Here is a 17,739-nt window from a genome sequence, read left to right as displayed (position 1 = left end):
CCCATAATCCCCTCTATACCTGTTAGGCACGTTTAGCCCGGTAACCATGAGTCTCCGAAACTTTCCGGCCAATACCCGTAATTTTACCGGTAATACACGAACGGCAATGGGCCGGAGTATCGTTAACACAGATTTTTCCCGGATAAAGAAGATATAATTGGCGATATTCACCTTCTGTGACGTTAGGCATGACTACATTAGCCCCCCGCTGCAGCGCCAGCACCCGCCCCTGCGGGTTTAGGGATTCCATCGCCGTTGTCGCCGGGATGTTAATATCTGGCAACAAAAGACGAATCAGCGCCATAACCTTGGTACTTAATTCAAACGTGCCACCAGCTTCGTCAGCTAAGGGTGTATCAGGATTGGGAATAAATGGCCCTACCCCAATCATATCCGCGTCAATTTCCTTGAAAAAGAGAATATCATCGGCCAATGATTCTATAGTCTGCCCGGGTATACCTACAAGACAGCCTGTACCTAGCTCAAAACCCAGCTCTTTTAAATCGTACAGGCATCTCATCCGGTTATCCCAGCTCATACCAGGATCTAGTTTTTCATACAATTCTTTATCTGTCGTCTCGATTCTAAGAAGATACCGGTCAGCGCCCGCATCGCGATAGGCCTGATAAACTTCTCGCGATTTTTCACCAACACTAATCGTAATGGCCAAATCAAGTTCTTTGATTTTTTTTATTATCTCCACCATTTTAGCGACATCAAACCATTCATCTTCACCTGACTGTAACACCACTGTACGGTAACCGTAGGACTTGGCTTTAACAGCAAAATCAATAATAGTGTCCACATCCAGGCGATAACGGCTGACCTTACTGTTATCACGCCGTAAACCACAATACAAGCAATTTTGCTTGCATCTGTTGGAGAATTCAATAAGCCCACGCAAATGAACTTCATCACCCACATACTTTTGTCGAACCCGGTCGGCGGCGGCAAACACCTCTGCTTCATATTGACGATCTTGCAGCAGAGTGACCAATTCCTCTTTTGTAAGGGTATGAGTTGTTTCCGCTTTATTGATTAACGCCTGAATGTTGGTACGCTCAGTCACAGACACTGCCTCCTCCCTAATAGTTAACACAGATTATTCTTTAAATCATCATATATGGTTTTTTTACTAGCGTCAATATAAAACTGCTTTTAAAAATACTATTGACAAATCCTCTTTAACTATGTAAAAATAAAAGTCATAAAATCACAATAGAATACTAAACTTATCAAGAGTGGTCGAGGGACTGGCCCTATGACACCCGGCAACCGGCATTTTATGCAAGGTGCTAAATCCAGCGGAGCAATCCGGAAGATGAGTTATTTGCGTAGATAGGCGACTCTTCTTCCGGAAGAGTCGTTTTTTCATTATCAATGCGGGAGATGAACGTTTATGAAAATTTCCACTAAAATTGTCCAGTCAGGACTGGTCACCGATAAAACTACCGGTGCAATCAGCACCCCGATTTATCAGACAGCCACTTTCCGTCACCCTGAACTTGGCTGCAGCACCGGCTATGACTACTCCCGCAGTCGAAATCCCACTCGCAAAGCTCTGGAAGAAGCCATAGCTGCGCTTGAAGAAGGCCATGCGGGTTTTGCCTTTGCCTCAGGCCTGGCAGCCATTACGGCCATACTCATGCTTTACCGCCCTGGCGATCATCTGATCATTACTGAAGATTGTTATGGCGGAACCTACCGCCTTCTGGAGCAATTATTCGCCCAATTTGGCTTGTCTGCCACTTTTGTAGACACTAGTGATACTCATCAAGTACGCCAAGCGCTTCAGCCATCAACCAAAGCCATCTTGCTTGAGACACCAAGCAACCCGCTGATGAAAATTGCTGATATCAGGGCGATAACGTCTATCGCCTGTGCCAATAATTTCCACCCCATTCATGTTATTGTTGATAATACCTTTTTATCACCCTACCTGCAGCGCCCCCTGACTCTCGGCGCTGATATTGTCATCCATAGTGGCAGCAAATACTTATCGGGCCACAACGATGTGATTTGTGGCCTGGCAGTTGCCCGTGATCCTGCCCTCTGTGAAAAAATTGGCTTTATCCAAAACGCGACCGGGGCTATCCTTGGGCCACAAGATAGCTGGCTGCTCCTGCGCGGCCTAAAAACGCTTGCGCTTCGCTTACGCCAACAAGAAGAAAACGCCTTGGCTATTGCCAAATGCCTTACCGCTCACCCCAACGTCACCAAAGTCTATTATCCCGGCCTGGCAGACCACCCTGGCCGGGAAATCCAAGAGTCCCAAGCGACTGGTTATGGCGGCATGTTATCCTTTGTTGTAGACCATCCCCGCCTGCCTGCACAAGTATTGCGCAAAATTAAGATTCTCCAATTTGCTGAAAGTTTAGGCGGTGTTGAATCGTTAATTACCTTCCCGGCAGTGCAGACCCATGCTGACATCCCGGCTGACATTCGAGAACGTCTGGGCATTAGCGACTGTTTGCTGCGCTTGTCTGTCGGTATTGAAGATGTGGAAGACATCATTGCCGATTTGGCGCAGGCGCTGGAAGAATAATATCTTTCCGGTGAACTAAATTTTATGAAAAAAGGTGTGATACTATGACTAACTCCAACCTTGACAAATTTGACACTGTGATTGCGCGTCACAACAGCGGCAGTACCAAATGGGATGACGCCGCTGCCCTCTTTGGTTCCAAGGATGTGCTGCCCTTCTGGGTAGCTGACATGGATTTCCCTTCGCCTCCGGCCGTAAACGAAGCTCTCGCCGCCCGAGTTCAGCATGGCGTTTTCGGTTACCCGTCTCCCCACTCCTATGCCTATGATGCCGTAACTGACTGGCTGGATAAACGGCATAACTGGAAAACCAATCCGGAATGGATGGTTAGCACTCCTGGAGTGGTAACTGCTATAACCTTGGCAGTGCAGACCTTTACTAAGCCGGGAGATAAAGTTATTATCCAACCCCCGGTTTATCCCCCCTTCTTTTCCAGTGTACACAACCAGAACCGCATTGTGCTGGAAAACCCGTTAGTTTATGAAGCCGACAGCTATTGCCTGGATTTTGATGACCTGGCGGAAAAAGCCCGCGAAGCCAAAATGCTAATTTTATGCAACCCGCATAATCCGGTTGGCCGGGTTTGGTCGCGCTCAGAGCTAACCAAGCTGGTAAAAATCTGCCTGGAAAACAATGTATTGCTGCTGACAGACGAAATTCACGGCGATTTAGTATATACCGGCCATCAGTATATACCGCTGGCTTCCTTAAATACTGACAGTGAAGACAAAATAATCACGCTTACCGCCCCCAGCAAGACTTTTAACACTGCTGGCCTATATACCTCAATTGCTATTATTCCGAATAACAAATTACGCAGTCAATTTTCTCAAACCGTCCAGCAATTGGGCATCAGCAAAAACAATGTATTTGGTATCACCGCTCTGGAAGCTGCTTACCGCCATGGTGCGCCGTGGCTTGATGAGTTATTAGTCTACCTTGAAGGCAACGCCCAATATCTGACAGAATATATTGCTGCCAACATTCCGGCAATTAACGTTGACAAACCGCAAGGTACCTATTTAGCCTGGCTGGATTGCCGCAATTTACAGCTTTCCCAACCTGACCTTGTCCAGTTCTTTGCGAAAAAGGCAAAGGTAGGGCTTAATGACGGCGTAACCTTTGGTCATCAGGGTACTGGTTTTATGCGCCTTAATTTTGGCTGCCCGCGCCCGCTGTTAACGGAAGGACTTAAGCGAATTGCCCTAGCTGTCAATCAGTCTATATAGTGGAAGGAAGATATAATTTATTATTCCCATGCTCTAGAAAATTCTGTATAATGAATACAAAGGAGCGATGCACAATGAGCAAGTTGAACGAGATGAATGACCTGCTGCTGCAAGAGCACTATTCTACATTGGTCTGCAGTTATGAAAAATTTCAGGCACAAAAGCTTACCCTGAATATGTCCCGCGGCGTACCCTGTCCTGAACAATTAGACCTTTCTGCCGGACTTTTTGATTGTCTCCAGGAAAACGATTATAAAGCGGTCAATGGTACTGACTGCCGAACTTATGGCGGAGTAGACGGTATCCCAGAAGCCAAAGAACTTTTCGCCCAGGTCCTGGAAGTAAGCCCTGGCGAAATCATAATCGGTGGCAATTCCAGTTTGACACTGATGCATGATCTGATTGCCCGGGCTATGTTGCGCGGGTTGCCGGACAATACCACTCCCTGGGGGAAACTGCCGCAAGTAAAATTTCTCTGCCCCAGCCCCGGCTATGACCGGCATTTCGCTGTCTGCGAATATTTAGGCATTGAAATGATTCCTATAAACTATCTGCATGACGGTCCGGATATGGATCAGGTAGAACAATTGGTAGCCGCCGATTCGTCAATTAAAGGCATCTGGTGTGTGCCCAAATACAGCAATCCCACCGGCATCACCTATTCCGCTGCTGTGGTGGAACGACTGGCAGCCATGCCTGCCAAAGCACCTGACTTCCGGATTTTTTGGGATAACGCCTATACGATCCATCACCTGACCGCTACCCCGCCCTGCTTAGTAAATATTCTTGCTGCCTGTAAAAAAGCCGGACACCCTGACAGGGTTTTTGTATTCGGTTCCACTTCCAAAGTCAGCTTTCCTGGTGCCGGTATTGCCATGGTAGCCGGCAGCGAAAGTAATATTAACTGGCTAAAAAAACAAATTGCAATTCAAACCATCGGACCTGATAAAATAAACCAGCTCCGCCACATCCGCTTCTTTAAAGACCTGACTGGAATTGAAGCTCATATGCGCCGCCATGCAGCCATTCTCAAGCCTAAGTTTGACTTAGTGCTGGAGACTTTGGAGGCCGGGTTGGGAGGTAAAGGATTGGCTACCTGGAGCAAGCCGCAGGGTGGTTACTTCATAAGTCTTGATACATTGCCCGGTTGTGCCCGAAAGGTAGTAGCTAAAACCGCTGCCGCCGGGGTCATACTTACTCCTGCCGGCGCCACCTTTCCTTACGGAAAAGACCCGGAAGATAAAAACATCCGGCTTGCTCCCACCTTCCCGCCCTTAGCCGATTTAAAACAAGCTATGGAATTGTTGGCTCTTTGCATTCAGTTGGTTAGTACCGAACAAGAATTAAAAAAACGGGGCCTCAGTTAATCGTTTAATTTTTCCGCTCTGTTGAATGTATATGAATGAGATACTTACTGCCATGGTCTCATCACCAACCCACGGAAAGCCCTCGGGAAACCCGGGGGTTTTGGGTTTTTTATGAGGGATTTTTTAACGGAATACCGCCCGGCTTTTCTCCTGCGGAACGCTTTTTCCGGCAAAGGCCGAGGGGTTACGGGGGTTGCAGGGGTACCACCTTATGGGGGCACAATTTCTTTAAGGCAAGGGGGTGGCAGTACAAAATAGTAAACATAATTCCCACCTAACCTGTTAGGTGGGAATTATGTTTACTATTTTGTTAATTATATTACTGGACGACCGCCCAGGAACAGGGGGAATTAACACCGTTTTACCGCCGTAACTTGAGACTGCCTGGGCTTCAGGAATGTCCTCAATACAATAATCCCCCCCTTTGACATAAATATCCGGCTTTATTGCCGCCACCAAGCCTGCGGCCGTATGGTCATCAAATATAACCACATAATCAACTACAGCCAAAGCGGATAAAACTTCAGCCCGGTCCTCTTGCCCGTTTATCGGCCGGGTCATTCCTTTTAGCCTTCTTATCGATTTGTCACTGTTTAGACCAACAATCAGGCAGTCACCCAGCCTTCTTGCCGCTGCTAAATACCGGACATGGCCGCTATGCAGCAGATCAAAACAGCCGTTGGTGAATACGACAACCTTACCGGCCACTTTAAGCGTAGCAGCAATCGTTTTAATTTGATCACACTGCACAATTTTCATAATCATATACATCCTATAATCACAGGGTGTTACACTTCATATTGATACCTGCTAATCGCTGCCGCAAGTTCGTCTGGTGTAGCAGTGGCTGTGCCGAGCTTTCTGACGACGATACCTGCCGCGAAATTGGCCAATCGCGCCGCCTCCAAATACGATGCACCGGCAGCCAAGGCCAGGATCATAGCTGCCACTACCGTATCCCCGGCGCCGGTAACGTCATAGACTGCGCTTTTATTGGTCACAGGAATCTGCGAAACTTTCCCGGAAGCCTCGAATAACGTCATGCCATCCGGCCCACAGGTTATCAGCACAGCTTGGGCATTAAGACGCTCAAGAATAGTCCAGCCGGCTGTAACCAGGGTATTTTCATCAACGATCTCGTACCCCACCGCAGCGGCGGCCTCGGATTCGTTTTGTTTAACTACTGTAACGCCGGTATAGGCCTTAATATTATACCGCGAGTCAACGATACAGGGAATACCGGCCCGCTGACAGCCGTCAATAACGCTGCGGATAATGCCGGGTGGTATAGTCTGACTGCCATAGTCGCTTAGGATTACGCCGGCCATACTTTCAATATGGGATAAGATATAATTTTTCATAGCCTGCTGGCCGCTTCCTGACAGCGGTTCTTTTTTTTCCCGGTCAATCCGCACAACCTGTTGCCGTACAGTGGCTTGTCCACCGGCCATAATCCGGGTTTTCGTAATTGTTGGACGTGAGGGGTCAATAATTATCCCCTTTGTATTAACCTGCTTCATTTGTAAGTTCTGCGTTAATTGTTGTCCGGCATAATCTTCGCCAACTACGCCTACGGCGTACACACAGCCGCCTAAGGCAGCCGTATTATGCACAGCATTGGCGGCTCCTCCCGGAACAACAGTTTCTGCCATGTGCTCCAAAATAAGCACCGGCGCTTCCCGCGAAATGCGGGATATTTTCCCCTCAACATAGACATCAGCTACCATATCGCCGATGACCATAATCTTGCGATTTTGCAGCTTGGAAATGAGCCTAAGAAGAGTGGTATTCAAAACAACCGCTCCTCTCTGAAACTGCGGAATTCTAATACCTTGCGAAAATAGGCAATTGTCTTTTGCAAGCCCTCTTCCAAAGCCACTTTAGGCTCCCAGGCAAGCTTTGATTTAGCTAATTCAATATTCGGATGACGTTGCCGGGGATCATCCTGAGGCAAGGATTTAAACACCAGCTTTGATTTAGAACCAGTTAACCTAAGTACATTTTCGGCTAATTTAAGCATCGTCAACTCACAGGGATTCCCTAAATTAATCGGACCAATGCAGCCACCTTCTGTCGCCATCATACGAATCATTCCTTCAACAAGATCATCCACATAACAAAAAGACCTTGTCTGTGTCCCGTTACCATAAATAGTGATATCCTGACCTTGCAAAGCTTGCACAATAAAATTGCTCACCACCCGGCCGTCGGCTAAATTCATCAGTGGTCCATAGGTGTTAAAAATGCGGATAACCTTACTATTTACACCATACTGACGATGATAATCAAAAAACAACGTTTCCGCACAGCGTTTGCCCTCATCATAGCAACTACGGGGACCAATCGGATTTACGTTACCCCAATAACTTTCGTCTTGGGGGTGAATGGCAGGATCACCATATACTTCTGAAGTAGATGCCTGTAAGACCCTGGCTTTCAGATAACGCGCCAGTTCAAGAACATGGATTGCCCCTAAGACACTGGTTTGGGTAGTTTTGGCCGGGTTATACTGGTAGTGTACCGGACTCGCCGGACAGGCCAGATTATATATCTCATCGACTTCGAAATGCAACGGCAACGTTACATCCTGTCTTACCAGCTCAAAGCGGGAATTGTTCAACAGGCTGCTCACATTTGCTTTCGAACCGGTAAAATAATTATCCAGGCAAATGACTTCATGGCCTTGCTGCAATAATTTTGCACATAAATGAGCACCAATAAAGCCGGCGCCACCGGTAACCAGAATTCGCTTATTGCACATAGCAGCTTCTCCCGATGCAGTAATACTCAAACCCTAACCTCGCCATCTGTTCAGCTCGATACTGATTCCGGCCGTCAAAGATAACCGGCTGGTTCATTTTGCTTTTTATCGCCGCAAAGTCAGGCTGCCGGAACTGCCGCCACTCGGTAACCACCAGCAATGCATCTGCATTATGTACCGCTTCCAGCATATCTTTACTATAGGTAATACTTGCCGCATAATCACCAAGAACTGTTTTCGCCTGTTCAATGGCTTCCGGATCATAGGCCTGAATGGTTGCCCCTATGTCAATTAAGGATTTGATTATCGTGATCGACGGAGCTTCGCGCATATCATCTGTCTGTGGTTTGAAGGCCAGACCCCAAATGGCAATCCTTCTGCCGTTTAAAGCCTCACCAAACCGTTTTTTCACCATATCCACCAGGTAATATTTCTGACGCTCGTTCACGGCTTCAACAGCACTTACAACATCCATTGCTATTCCGTTCTTACAACCTGTACTTACAAGCTCTTTTACGTCTTTGGGAAAGCATGACCCGCCATACCCTGAACCGGCATATAGAAACTGCATACCAATACGGCTGTCTGATCCAATTCCCAAACGTACATTGGCAATATCGCCGCCGACTTTATCGCATAACCGGGCAATCTCATTCATAAAGCTGATGCGGGTTGCCAACATGGCGTTTGCCGCATATTTAGTGATCTCAGCTGATTTAATGTCCATAATTAAAATGGGCTGCTGATTGCGGCTAAAGGGCTCATATAGCTGCTTCATCAGTTCTGCTGCCCGCACATTGTCTGTACCAATAACAACCCGGTCAGGACGCATAAAGTCTGCCACTGCCGCCCCCTCTTTAAGAAATTCCGGATTTGATACAACATCAAATTCTAAGTCAGCCTGAGCTCGGACTGTCAATTGCTGTTTGATAATATTTTTCACCTTATCGGCAGTGCCAACAGGCACCGTAGACTTATTTACGACTATCAGATATTTATTCATCGTCGCACCAATGTTGCTGGCAGCATCTAAAACATAGGAAACATCAGCTGCACCATCTTCCCCTGGCGGTGTACCAACGGCAATAAAACAAACTACAGCATCTTTTAATCCTTCTTCCAATTTAGTGGAAAAAGCAAGCCTCTTTTCAGCAACATTTTTCATAACCAGTTCTTTTAATCCTGGCTCATAAATCGGCAATATACCGGACTTAAGTCTGGCGATTTTTTCTGTATCAACATCCACACACCAAACCTTATTGCCCATTTCAGCAAAGCATGTTCCGGTTACCAAGCCAACATAGCCTGTCCCAATAACACAAATATTCATTATTTCTCCCCACCCTTCTTTGCCGTATCCGGATTTATAGCTTAGTTGAGGTTGTTTGCTGGCCTAATTCATTGACCAGTTTCGCTGCTTCCTGCTTAAGATACCCGTTCCAGTCAATAGTAGGTGATAAGAACTGGTTTTCCATATGAATCGCACTGGTAGGTATGGGTACCCATAATTTATAGGTGCGCCCAAATAGTAACTGCCACCAGCACCAATGCCAGGCTAACCGGTAATGGTAAGCAATCCAGTCCTTTGAAAAATATTTTAAGCAGGTTGCGAGATCAAACATTTTGCATTTTGTCAGACTCAGCCACAGAGCGGCATCAGAATTGCCCTGGACATAGGTATTAAAAATAGCACAGGAGTCATGTAATGTAGCTTTCGTAGTAAGAAAAGTTAAACAAGTAGAAGCAGCTGTCATCCAATGTCTGTTGCCAAAAGCTTTAACCGTCCTTTGATGGTCATGCAAGCTTAGCGTATAATAATCCAAATGATCATAGGGTGTAACAAAATCCACGTTTCTGTCAGCTCTTATAAATTCAACCATGTTTTCCAGCTGATTAGGAAAATATAGATAGTCATCTTCCGCAAAATAAACATATTCACTATATTTTTGTCCAAGCAGTATGTGCAGCTGCAGATTAAAAGTAGCGGCATTGCCTTCTCCCGGTAATTCAATCAATTCCAGGCAATCATCATCGAAATATTTTCTAAATAACTCTGTATATTTGGCTGGACAATTATCTAACAGCACCCACATCTTTACCTTAAGTGACCCTAAGGATTCTTTAAATGACTTTAAACATAGCTCAGATAACATATACTTATCATCACTAAATACCGGGGGAACTTTTGATACTCCCGGATATATCCGGTAAGCAACAGCTAAATCATACTTTTTTGCCACCTTTTATTCACCTCCATTTTGGGAATTCATGAGACACAGATTTTTTCCCAGTGCTAAGGAAACATAGTCGGACATATTTTCATAAATTAACTTTTCATTAATAAACCCGTTTTCGTTCGCTATCGTCCAAATTAAGACATTAATCGTTTTTAACTTGTCTTCCACACTATGGTCTGATTCGGCAATGCATCTGATTACCGACTGCAAAAAAGCGGTATATGGTTTATCAGGCAACTTTTTTGTATGGTCAATACTTTGCAAATTTTGTGCCACTGTTCCCGGATTCAGTGGCAAGCGATAGAAAAATAAAGGTTCTTCTACTTTGGCCATATTTCCCTGCAACAACATGTCGACAATTAAAACAACATCGCCCGCAAACTCACTCCGGTACATTTTGGTTTGACGCAGCATTTCAGGCCGGATAATGCCGTAAATAGCCCACCAGCCTACTCTGCGGAAAACTTCCCGGATGCGCATTTCCACAGGCATCCCTGCGGTGCCAATATTGCTGTAATCAACAGCGCCGCGACTATTGCCATATTCATCAATAAAATCGATTTCACTGAGTGCCAGGATACAATCAGGCGATTCTTGGAGTTTTTTTAAGCACTTGGCAATATAGTCCGGGTGAAAAATGTCATCCTGACTTGCCCACATAAAAAACTCTCCCTCAGATAAGTCAAACGTTTTATTGAAATTCCTGGCCCCGCCCAGCCGAGTCTCATTGTTGATAATTTTAATGCGCTTATCCCTGGCTGCAAAAGCCTGGCAGATATCTAACGTTCCATCTGTCGAACCATCATCGCAGATAAGAATTTTAAAATCGGAAAAAGTCTGATTAAGCAACGATTGCAAGGTTGAATGTATATACTTCGCCCCATTATAAACAGGCATGCCGATAGTAACCGTTTCCATAATACGCTCCCTCTCTTCTCATCGAATTTCCCATCATACCGTTTGTTTCGGTGATTAAACGGTAAATAGGACGTCTAATAGAAACATTCATAACTCAGGTGTTTTTTCAACCCCTTTTCTTTTAGGGATAATCACAACTGCACCCCAAAGGTGCAGTTGTGATTATAATAAAAAAAACCCCTATTCCCGCGGGGTAACGGGTTGCGGTTATCCGAATGAAGAAACCACAGTGAGGAAAAGGTTAGGTTTGGCGTTTGAGCAGAAAAATTTGATTTCATATTATGAGCAGAATTAACCGTGTAGTCATGCATGTTGAAAATATAAGAATGAATCCTAAATCGCTTTTATTTGTGTACCAAATGGTGTACAATATAATTAACAAGAAATTTTATTGTGAGGTGGCATAAATGGCAAAAGACGCAGTTGTAAAAGCGCGAGTTGAATCAGACCTCAAACAAGTAGTTGAAAACATTTTTGATAAGCTTGGCCTGACTCCTACTGAAGCGATAACCTTATTCTACCGGCAAGTAGAGTTACGGCGCGGTTTGCCTTTTTTAGTCGAAATACCAAATGAAGAAACTTTGCGAACATTTAAAGATACTGATGAAGGTAAAAACTTAGTGTATTGCAAAGATGCTGACGATATGTTCAGTCAACTAAATATCTGATGCTGCAACCTGTTTTTACTAAGCAATTTGAAAGAGATACAAAGAAAGCCCAACGTCGAGGCCGCGATATGGAAAAGTTAAAAGACATTATTCGCAAGATTGCTAACGAAGAATCAATTCCCATCCGCAACCGTGACCATAGCCTTATCGGTAATTATGCCAACCGGCGCGAATGCCATATCGAACCAGATTGGCTATTAATTTATAAACCGGAATCAGAAAAAATCATATTTGAGCGTACCGGTACACATTCGGAATTATTTAAGTAATATCCGCTAGTAAATAATTATACCAATAATAGAAACCAGTAACTCGCGCTTTTGCGGTTACTGGTTTCTATTATTGGCAATTATCCAGTTTATATATTGGGGTCTCACCAACAAAATAACGCTATTCTTAAGATGGAAGCCAAAATGATGAAGTTAAGTCCGATAATCTTCTGTAAACTAAAAAAACCTAGAATTTTTTCGGAAAATAAGCGACTGGGGCGTAGTATCTTGGTCGCTTTTATTTTGGTAAATCCGAACCATTGCTTACCTGCAATTTAGCCGCAATGTAACCCTACATTCTTAACCTGTTAGCCATTAATTTTTTTTACTTCTTGTAATATATATATATATATGACTTATTCATTATCTCTAAAAAGTAAACTGATTGAGGAGGAACCTGGCATGATTGAATTAAAAAGCGAGCGGGAAATAAAAATGATGCATGAAGCAGGTAAAATGCTGGCTTGTTGTCACCAGGAAATCAGAAAAATTATCAAGCCGGGTATTACGACATTAGAAATTGATAAATTTGTTGAAGATTATTTAGCAAACCGGAACGCCTCGCCGGAGCAAAAAGGTTATCTGGGTTATAAATATGCTACCTGTGCCTCTATTAACGATGAAATTTGTCATGGATTTCCTAATAGCAAACCACTGCAAGACGGCGATATTGTAACAGTTGACTTTGTTGTTAACTTAAACGGCGCCCTTGCCGACTCAGCTTGGACTTATTCAGTTGGCAATATTTCTGCTGAGGCCAAACACCTGTTGCAAATCACTAAAGAGTCTATGTATAAAGGCATTGAACAAGCACAGGCCGGAAGCCGGCTAGGGGATATTGGTCATGCTATACAAACCTGTGTGGAAACGGCAGGCCTGTCAATTGTCAGAGATTTTGGCGGCCATGGCATCGGACGAACCATTCATGAAGACCCGGTTATTCTCCACTATGGTAAACCGGGCAAAGGAAGCCGCTTGCAGGAAGGCATGGTCATAACGGTAGAGCCAATGGTTAACATCGGCACCTGGCAGTGCCAAATAGATCGAAACGGCTGGACAGCAAGAACTGTTGATGGTACACTATCCGCTCAATATGAACACACGATTGCTATCACAGCTAACGGGCCGTTAATTTTAACTGAGCAAAAATAGTATAAGAAAAACGCTATCGAGGTCCATCGTCTTAAGTTTAGTCAATGGAACACAATGTGAGGGGGTTTTACTTTTGGCATTGCCCCAAAAGTAACAAAAGCTCTAGGCCCAACGCCTCCAAAAGCTGAAAAGCCGGGCGATATTCCTAAAATCCGTAAACTCGCTACGCTCAAACAGTACGGATTTTTTAACGGAATACCGCCCGGCTTTTCTCCTGCGGAACGCTTTTTCCGGCAAAGGCCGGGGGGTTACGGGAGTTACGGGAGTTACGAGGGTTGCCGGGGTACCACCTTATGGGGGCACAATTTCTTTAAGACCTCCACGACTCCCAAAATTTATACTTTACTATAAAATAAGCGAGCTATGGATAACTTATCTCTAAGTTATCCATAGCTCGCTTTATGCTCTTCGTTATCCTGACCTGTAAATCACATATGGGTTACCGTACTATTACCTGATGGTTTTACCGCTATGGCAACCTTTATTATGCCGCTTTGACGGACAGCGTCCAGTAGTTCAACCACGCGACCGTGTTCAACACCGCGGTCGGCATTAATTATTACCGCCGGCAGCAGATCGCGTTTGTTTTGTTGAGTAAGCCGCGACACAGCTTCGGCCGGCGAGTTGATTTGTTGCTTATCATAAAAGATATTTCCATCCTGGGTTAGTGTCAGCGTCACTATCTGCTTTGTTTCATCTTGCACGCCGTTGGCCTGGGGGAGATTTACCGGCAGGCCGGACTGGGTTGTCATTGTGAGGGTAGCCAGCATAAAGAACACTAACAGGAAAAACATCGTGTCAATCATCGGAATAATCTCGATACGGGCCTTCTTCATTGGTTTTCGTGCTATTTTCATTATCATCACTCCTGCGATTGCGTGGTCAGCGCCATTTCAAGCCGGGTTGCATAATGTTCAATTACCTCGGTTTCCCGCTCAATCCGGGCCACAAAGTAGTTATAAGGTATGAGAGCGATTACTGCCACAGTTATACCGGTTGCGGTGGCGATGAGCGCTTCAGCAACTCCGCCGGTAACAGCATGGGGTTGTCCTGTACCGACCAGGGCCATAATCTGGAACGAGTTGATCATGCCGATTATGGTACCCAGAAGGCCAAGCAAGGGAGAGAGTGTAACAATGGTATCAAGTACGGATAAACCCCGTTTCATAACAGAGCACTCGGTAATTCCAGCCGATTCCATAGCTTTGGCGGCATCAAGCTGGTGGGTTATACCGGCTGCCATCACCTTTGCCAGTGGCAATGATGATTTTTTTGTTAGGGCCAAGGCATCGTTAATGCGCCCGTAATTAACCAGCTCAAGCACCTCTTCGGCTATAGCTGCCTTGCCCATGCGTTTAAAGAAGAAAAAACGTTCGATGATGATGGCGACTGCAATAATGGAGCACAGCGCCAAGGGCAGCATCATCCAGCCTCCTTTAAGAAGTTCGGACATTACTATCATCCTTTCGTAAAATTGGATTGTTATGGTTTGCTTATTCCTCATCATGAAGATTAAATTTGATGCGTATGCTTTTGGAAGCAGCTACCGGTTCACCGTTCTCGTCACGGTCAGGTGAATACCGCCATTGACTTACTGTTTCCACAGCAGTTTCCTCAATATCAGAGCGACCGCCCTCAAGTACCGACAGCACGGTAACTGATCCATCTGTTTCAACCCGGATGCGCAGCAACACGCTGCCTTCCCAGCCATCGCGCCTGGCGGCCTGCGGGTAACGGGGTTTCGGAGCATAAGTAGCAGAGCCGCGCGTCCGTTCTCCACTACCATTCCCCCTTGACCCCACTTGGGTCCCGCTGCCGCTGCCGGTTGCTGTCGCCACAGTGCCGCTTCCTCCTGGTATTCCAGTAGCCGCAAAGGCAAAGGCACTTGGTTCACTTGCAGCAGCCGTTGCTCCGGCAAAAACAGGTTGTGCAGTTGGGGTTGTACTCAATTCATCCGGCACCATAGGGGGCAGGGGTTGGGCAGGGGCCGGAGTCTGGGGAGTGGGCTGCGCCATTGCCGGTGGTGCCGGCGGGGGAGACGCTTCGCTGACAGCAGCCCCTGGCTCTGGCGCAGCTGGTTCGGTGACTGATACAATCTCGACTGCGGTTATGACCGGCGGCTGCGTGGCAGCAAATGGTCTTAACACAAGCAGTGCGACAAGCAAGGCACCATGCAGAAACAGGGAAATTCCAGTTGTTTTAAAATAGGGGTACTCGGTAACGTAATACATGTCTAACCTCCTTTCTTTGATTTCAGCTGACAAAGTTTACTCAGCTCATTGAAAATTCGATGTTCAGCTTTGCTGAACGAGTTCACTAGCTTAGGTTGTTTGTCACACACACGCTGCTCTCGCCTTCATACTTTATCACCCCACCGTCAGTTAAATAGGTAATGCTGCACTCACTATCCAAAATGAAAGCTGCAGAATAGTAGATACAGCCTAATTCATATATGATCCATTAGACCAACAAAAGTAGCTTGAAATTTATATCAGCATTAGCCGTCGCTACGAACAAGAAGCCGTTACGCAAAACTTATAAAACCATATAAATACATTATAAAAGTTTATGTTTGCTTCCTCATTCATCGCATCCGACCTCGGCGTACCTACTATCGTTTGATATGATGCTCCAGAGGCTTAAATTCCCGTGTAACTCACGGTACACAGCACCATAATACGTTAAGTGTTTTATGATACTTCATATCTTGATAAATTAATACTTGCGTTCTTATCTCGGTCTATTACAGCACCACAGCACTCACATCGAAATTCCCTTTCAGAAAGTGACAGTTTGGCTTTTACATGCCCACATACTGAACAGGTCTTTGATGATGGATACCATTTGTCGGCTTCTATAAATTCAATACCTTGTCTCTCCGCTTTATACTGAATAAACCTTCTAAATTCGTAGAGTCCTTGTTGCTGTATAGCTTTGGATAAATGCTTATTTTTCATCATTCCACTGATATTCAGACTTTCCATAACTATCCTCGCTGGCTTGGTTTTCGCTATTTCGGTAGTTACTTCATGCCTGTAGTTTGTTCTGATATTATCAAGACGTTTATGCAACTTTCTAATGTTATGTTCAAGCTTTATAATGTTGCCTGTTTTAACGTAACGCTCTCCTTTCTTGTTTTTATCATATTTATTTGATACTTTGCGCTGCAACCTGCGCAATTTCTTTTCCAGTCTTTTAATTTTCTTACTTTTATTGATGTTTTTATATGGCTTCTCAATTTGGGAGCAAACCGCTAAATACTTGATACCAACGTCAATCCCAATACTTTCACCCGTCAAGTCAACAGACTCAGACTGTATTTCGATACCTACCGATACGTACCAGTGTACACCATCAAATGTTACTCTTGGATTAGTATAGTTAGCATTCTCAGGTATCCTGTTTTTCTCAGAGAGCTCAATCCAACCTATCTTTTCAAGTCGCACCTTACCATTTTTAAATTTTATCTTGTCTGTATCCTGATAGAATTTTGGCTGGCTTTTCTTTCTGCTTTTAAACTTGGGTTTTTCAGCTAATTCTTTAAAAAACTTATAATACGCATCACAGGCATCTTTTATTGCTTGTTTTGTTATATTGTTGCTATAGTTAGTAAGCCAATTTAATTCTTTTGTCTGTTTTAAAATGGTTAATTCTTTTCTTAAATCCCTGTCGATTATAAACTTACCGCCGTTTTTATAATTTTCTTCTTGCTTTGCAAGTGTCCAATTATATGCCCAGCGGGCTGTGCCAGCACTCTGAAATAATTTAGACATTTGCTTATTATTAGGTTCAAGCCTAACTTTCAGCGCCGTTATCATCCTCCAGCAACTCCTTTATCATCTTCCTGGCTTTATTAGCTCTCCGGCCTTGTAACTCTGCCTATATCTGTAACAACCTCAAACGAATAGCCTTTAGCTAACATATATGATTTAACATTTTCTACTTGACGCTCAAGGTCATCCTTTTGTTTATTACTCGATACTCTGCAATATCCTACAACTTTTCTTATGGTTGGATTTTCGCCTTTAAGCCCTAAATAATATTGGAGTTGTTGTTGGGAGTAATACCTGTATCCACTTTTTCCTATATGACTGGGTTTTAGTTTACCAACCTTATCCCAATTTCTAAGAGTTTGTTGTATTACGCTAATTAATTCCGCAAATTCACCGATTGAGTAATATTTCATAATGCTATAATTGTATAATAATTCCATAATGTTTTATATGCTTTCATAAACATTCGTTAACTGTTGTTAGCCCTCACCGCTTAGGTGGGGGGAGTGCGTCACGTGATACTTAGTGAACTCGTTTCAGCAAAGCTGAAGCATCAAAGGTTCAGGTGGAGAGTCAACTCCACCTGAATAAGCGTCGCCTATAGAGGACTTGGCTTATGCCAAGTCCCTTAGGGCGCCGGCAGATGCCTTAGTCATTCTATCAAGGGAAAATTTCACTTTCTATCTGGACAAGAAAAATAAACTAAACCAAATTAAAATATACTAAGTAAAAATAAATCAATGGTTACTATTGTTTGTATTTGTTTTGTTATGTATTTTTTACAGCATTCTACATCAATAATCAAATTCCTGCCACGTTT

The 17,739-nt window shown here is 44.5% G+C and carries 17 protein-coding genes, 1 pseudogene and 1 riboswitch; of the genes and pseudogenes, 6 read left to right on the top strand and 12 right to left on the bottom strand.

Going from position 1 to position 17,739, the window contains the following annotated elements:
- Nucleotides 1–22 precede the first annotated feature (22 nt).
- The gene (hydE, locus tag AC1ECB_RS00465) at nt 23–1,069 is read right to left on the bottom strand and encodes a [FeFe] hydrogenase H-cluster radical SAM maturase HydE (RefSeq protein ID WP_485666971.1); all 1,047 of its coding nucleotides are present in this window, start codon (nt 1,067–1,069) and stop codon (nt 23–25) included.
- 160 nt (nt 1,070–1,229) lie between these two features.
- Nucleotides 1,230–1,328: riboswitch (SAM riboswitch) on the top strand.
- Nucleotides 1,329–1,399: 71 nt separating this feature from the next.
- Between hydE and AC1ECB_RS00460 the strand changes: the two genes are divergently transcribed.
- The 3 genes from AC1ECB_RS00460 (at nt 1,400) to AC1ECB_RS00450 (ending at nt 5,141) form a co-directional block, all read left to right on the top strand.
- Nucleotides 1,400–2,545 carry a trans-sulfuration enzyme family protein gene (locus AC1ECB_RS00460; RefSeq protein WP_485666970.1) on the top strand — a complete coding sequence of 382 codons (1,146 nt, stop codon included), beginning with the start codon at nt 1,400–1,402 and terminating at the stop codon, nt 2,543–2,545.
- A gap of 44 nt (nt 2,546–2,589) precedes the next feature.
- A complete protein-coding gene (locus AC1ECB_RS00455; protein WP_485666969.1) occupies nt 2,590–3,774 on the top strand; it encodes a MalY/PatB family protein in 1,185 nt (394 codons plus the stop codon).
- 74 nt (nt 3,775–3,848) lie between these two features.
- Nucleotides 3,849–5,141 carry an aspartate aminotransferase type Ic gene (locus AC1ECB_RS00450; protein WP_485666968.1) on the top strand — a complete coding sequence of 431 codons (1,293 nt, stop codon included), beginning with the start codon at nt 3,849–3,851 and terminating at the stop codon, nt 5,139–5,141.
- A 282-nt stretch (nt 5,142–5,423) separates the two neighbouring features.
- On the opposite strand, the gene rfaE2 is transcribed toward AC1ECB_RS00450, so the two are convergent.
- The 6 genes from rfaE2 to AC1ECB_RS00420 are packed head-to-tail and all read right to left on the bottom strand — an operon-like array spanning nt 5,424 to nt 11,057.
- The gene (gene rfaE2 / locus AC1ECB_RS00445) at nt 5,424–5,900 is read right to left on the bottom strand and encodes a D-glycero-beta-D-manno-heptose 1-phosphate adenylyltransferase (RefSeq protein WP_485666967.1); all 477 of its coding nucleotides are present in this window, start codon (nt 5,898–5,900) and stop codon (nt 5,424–5,426) included.
- A 29-nt stretch (nt 5,901–5,929) separates the two neighbouring features.
- Nucleotides 5,930–6,934: a bifunctional heptose 7-phosphate kinase/heptose 1-phosphate adenyltransferase gene (locus tag AC1ECB_RS00440; protein WP_485666966.1), complete on the bottom strand. Its 1,005-nt coding sequence runs from the start codon at nt 6,932–6,934 to the stop codon at nt 5,930–5,932.
- The gene (locus tag AC1ECB_RS00435; RefSeq protein ID WP_485666965.1) at nt 6,931–7,902 is read right to left on the bottom strand and encodes a UDP-glucuronic acid decarboxylase family protein; all 972 of its coding nucleotides are present in this window, start codon (nt 7,900–7,902) and stop codon (nt 6,931–6,933) included. Before AC1ECB_RS00435 ends, AC1ECB_RS00440 begins: the two co-directional genes overlap by 4 nt.
- On the bottom strand, nt 7,892–9,232 hold the full coding sequence (locus AC1ECB_RS00430) for a UDP-glucose dehydrogenase family protein (protein ID WP_485666964.1): 1,341 nt from the start codon (nt 9,230–9,232) through the stop codon (nt 7,892–7,894). Before AC1ECB_RS00430 ends, AC1ECB_RS00435 begins: the two co-directional genes overlap by 11 nt.
- 34 nt (nt 9,233–9,266) lie before the next feature.
- The gene (locus AC1ECB_RS00425) at nt 9,267–10,142 is read right to left on the bottom strand and encodes a glycosyltransferase (RefSeq protein ID WP_485666963.1); all 876 of its coding nucleotides are present in this window, start codon (nt 10,140–10,142) and stop codon (nt 9,267–9,269) included.
- 3 nt (nt 10,143–10,145) lie between these two features.
- Complete coding sequence (locus AC1ECB_RS00420; RefSeq protein ID WP_485666962.1) at nt 10,146–11,057, bottom strand: glycosyltransferase; 912 nt, start codon at nt 11,055–11,057, stop codon at nt 10,146–10,148.
- A gap of 407 nt (nt 11,058–11,464) precedes the next feature.
- Here AC1ECB_RS00420 and AC1ECB_RS00415 point away from each other — a divergent pair, with 407 nt between their 5' ends.
- The 3 genes from AC1ECB_RS00415 (at nt 11,465) to map (ending at nt 13,146) form a co-directional block, all read left to right on the top strand.
- On the top strand, nt 11,465–11,725 hold the full coding sequence (locus tag AC1ECB_RS00415) for a type II toxin-antitoxin system RelB/DinJ family antitoxin (protein ID WP_485666961.1): 261 nt from the start codon (nt 11,465–11,467) through the stop codon (nt 11,723–11,725).
- A complete protein-coding gene (locus AC1ECB_RS00410; RefSeq protein WP_485666960.1) occupies nt 11,725–11,994 on the top strand; it encodes a type II toxin-antitoxin system YafQ family toxin in 270 nt (89 codons plus the stop codon). The genes AC1ECB_RS00415 and AC1ECB_RS00410 overlap by 1 nt, the downstream gene beginning before the upstream one ends.
- Nucleotides 11,995–12,396: 402 nt before the next feature.
- Nucleotides 12,397–13,146, top strand: coding sequence for a type I methionyl aminopeptidase (gene map / locus AC1ECB_RS00405; protein ID WP_485666959.1), 750 nt, complete (start codon nt 12,397–12,399; stop codon nt 13,144–13,146).
- Between the two features lie 428 nt (nt 13,147–13,574).
- On the opposite strand, the gene AC1ECB_RS00400 is transcribed toward map, so the two are convergent.
- The 5 genes and pseudogenes from AC1ECB_RS00400 to AC1ECB_RS00380 all read right to left on the bottom strand — a co-directional run.
- Entirely contained in the window at nt 13,575–14,003 is a 429-nt protein-coding gene (locus AC1ECB_RS00400) for an ExbD/TolR family protein (protein WP_485666958.1), read from the bottom strand.
- 5 nt (nt 14,004–14,008) lie between these two features.
- Nucleotides 14,009–14,599 carry a MotA/TolQ/ExbB proton channel family protein gene (locus AC1ECB_RS00395; RefSeq protein ID WP_485666957.1) on the bottom strand — a complete coding sequence of 197 codons (591 nt, stop codon included), beginning with the start codon at nt 14,597–14,599 and terminating at the stop codon, nt 14,009–14,011.
- 40 nt (nt 14,600–14,639) lie between these two features.
- On the bottom strand, nt 14,640–15,377 hold the full coding sequence (locus AC1ECB_RS00390) for an energy transducer TonB (RefSeq protein WP_485666956.1): 738 nt from the start codon (nt 15,375–15,377) through the stop codon (nt 14,640–14,642).
- A 459-nt stretch (nt 15,378–15,836) separates the two neighbouring features.
- Nucleotides 15,837–16,964, bottom strand: a complete 1,128-nt coding sequence (locus AC1ECB_RS00385; protein ID WP_485666955.1) for an RNA-guided endonuclease InsQ/TnpB family protein — start codon at nt 16,962–16,964, stop codon at nt 15,837–15,839.
- Nucleotides 16,965–17,023: 59 nt separating this feature from the next.
- Nucleotides 17,024–17,332, bottom strand: a pseudogene (locus AC1ECB_RS00380) (MerR family DNA-binding transcriptional regulator); the annotation flags it as partial.
- Between the last annotated feature and the right edge of the window lie 407 nt (nt 17,333–17,739).

Source organism: Sporomusa sp. 246TCP1, assembly GCF_057319775.1.
Note: the sequence above shows the minus strand (reverse complement) of the source record. Positions and strands in the feature narration are given on the sequence as shown.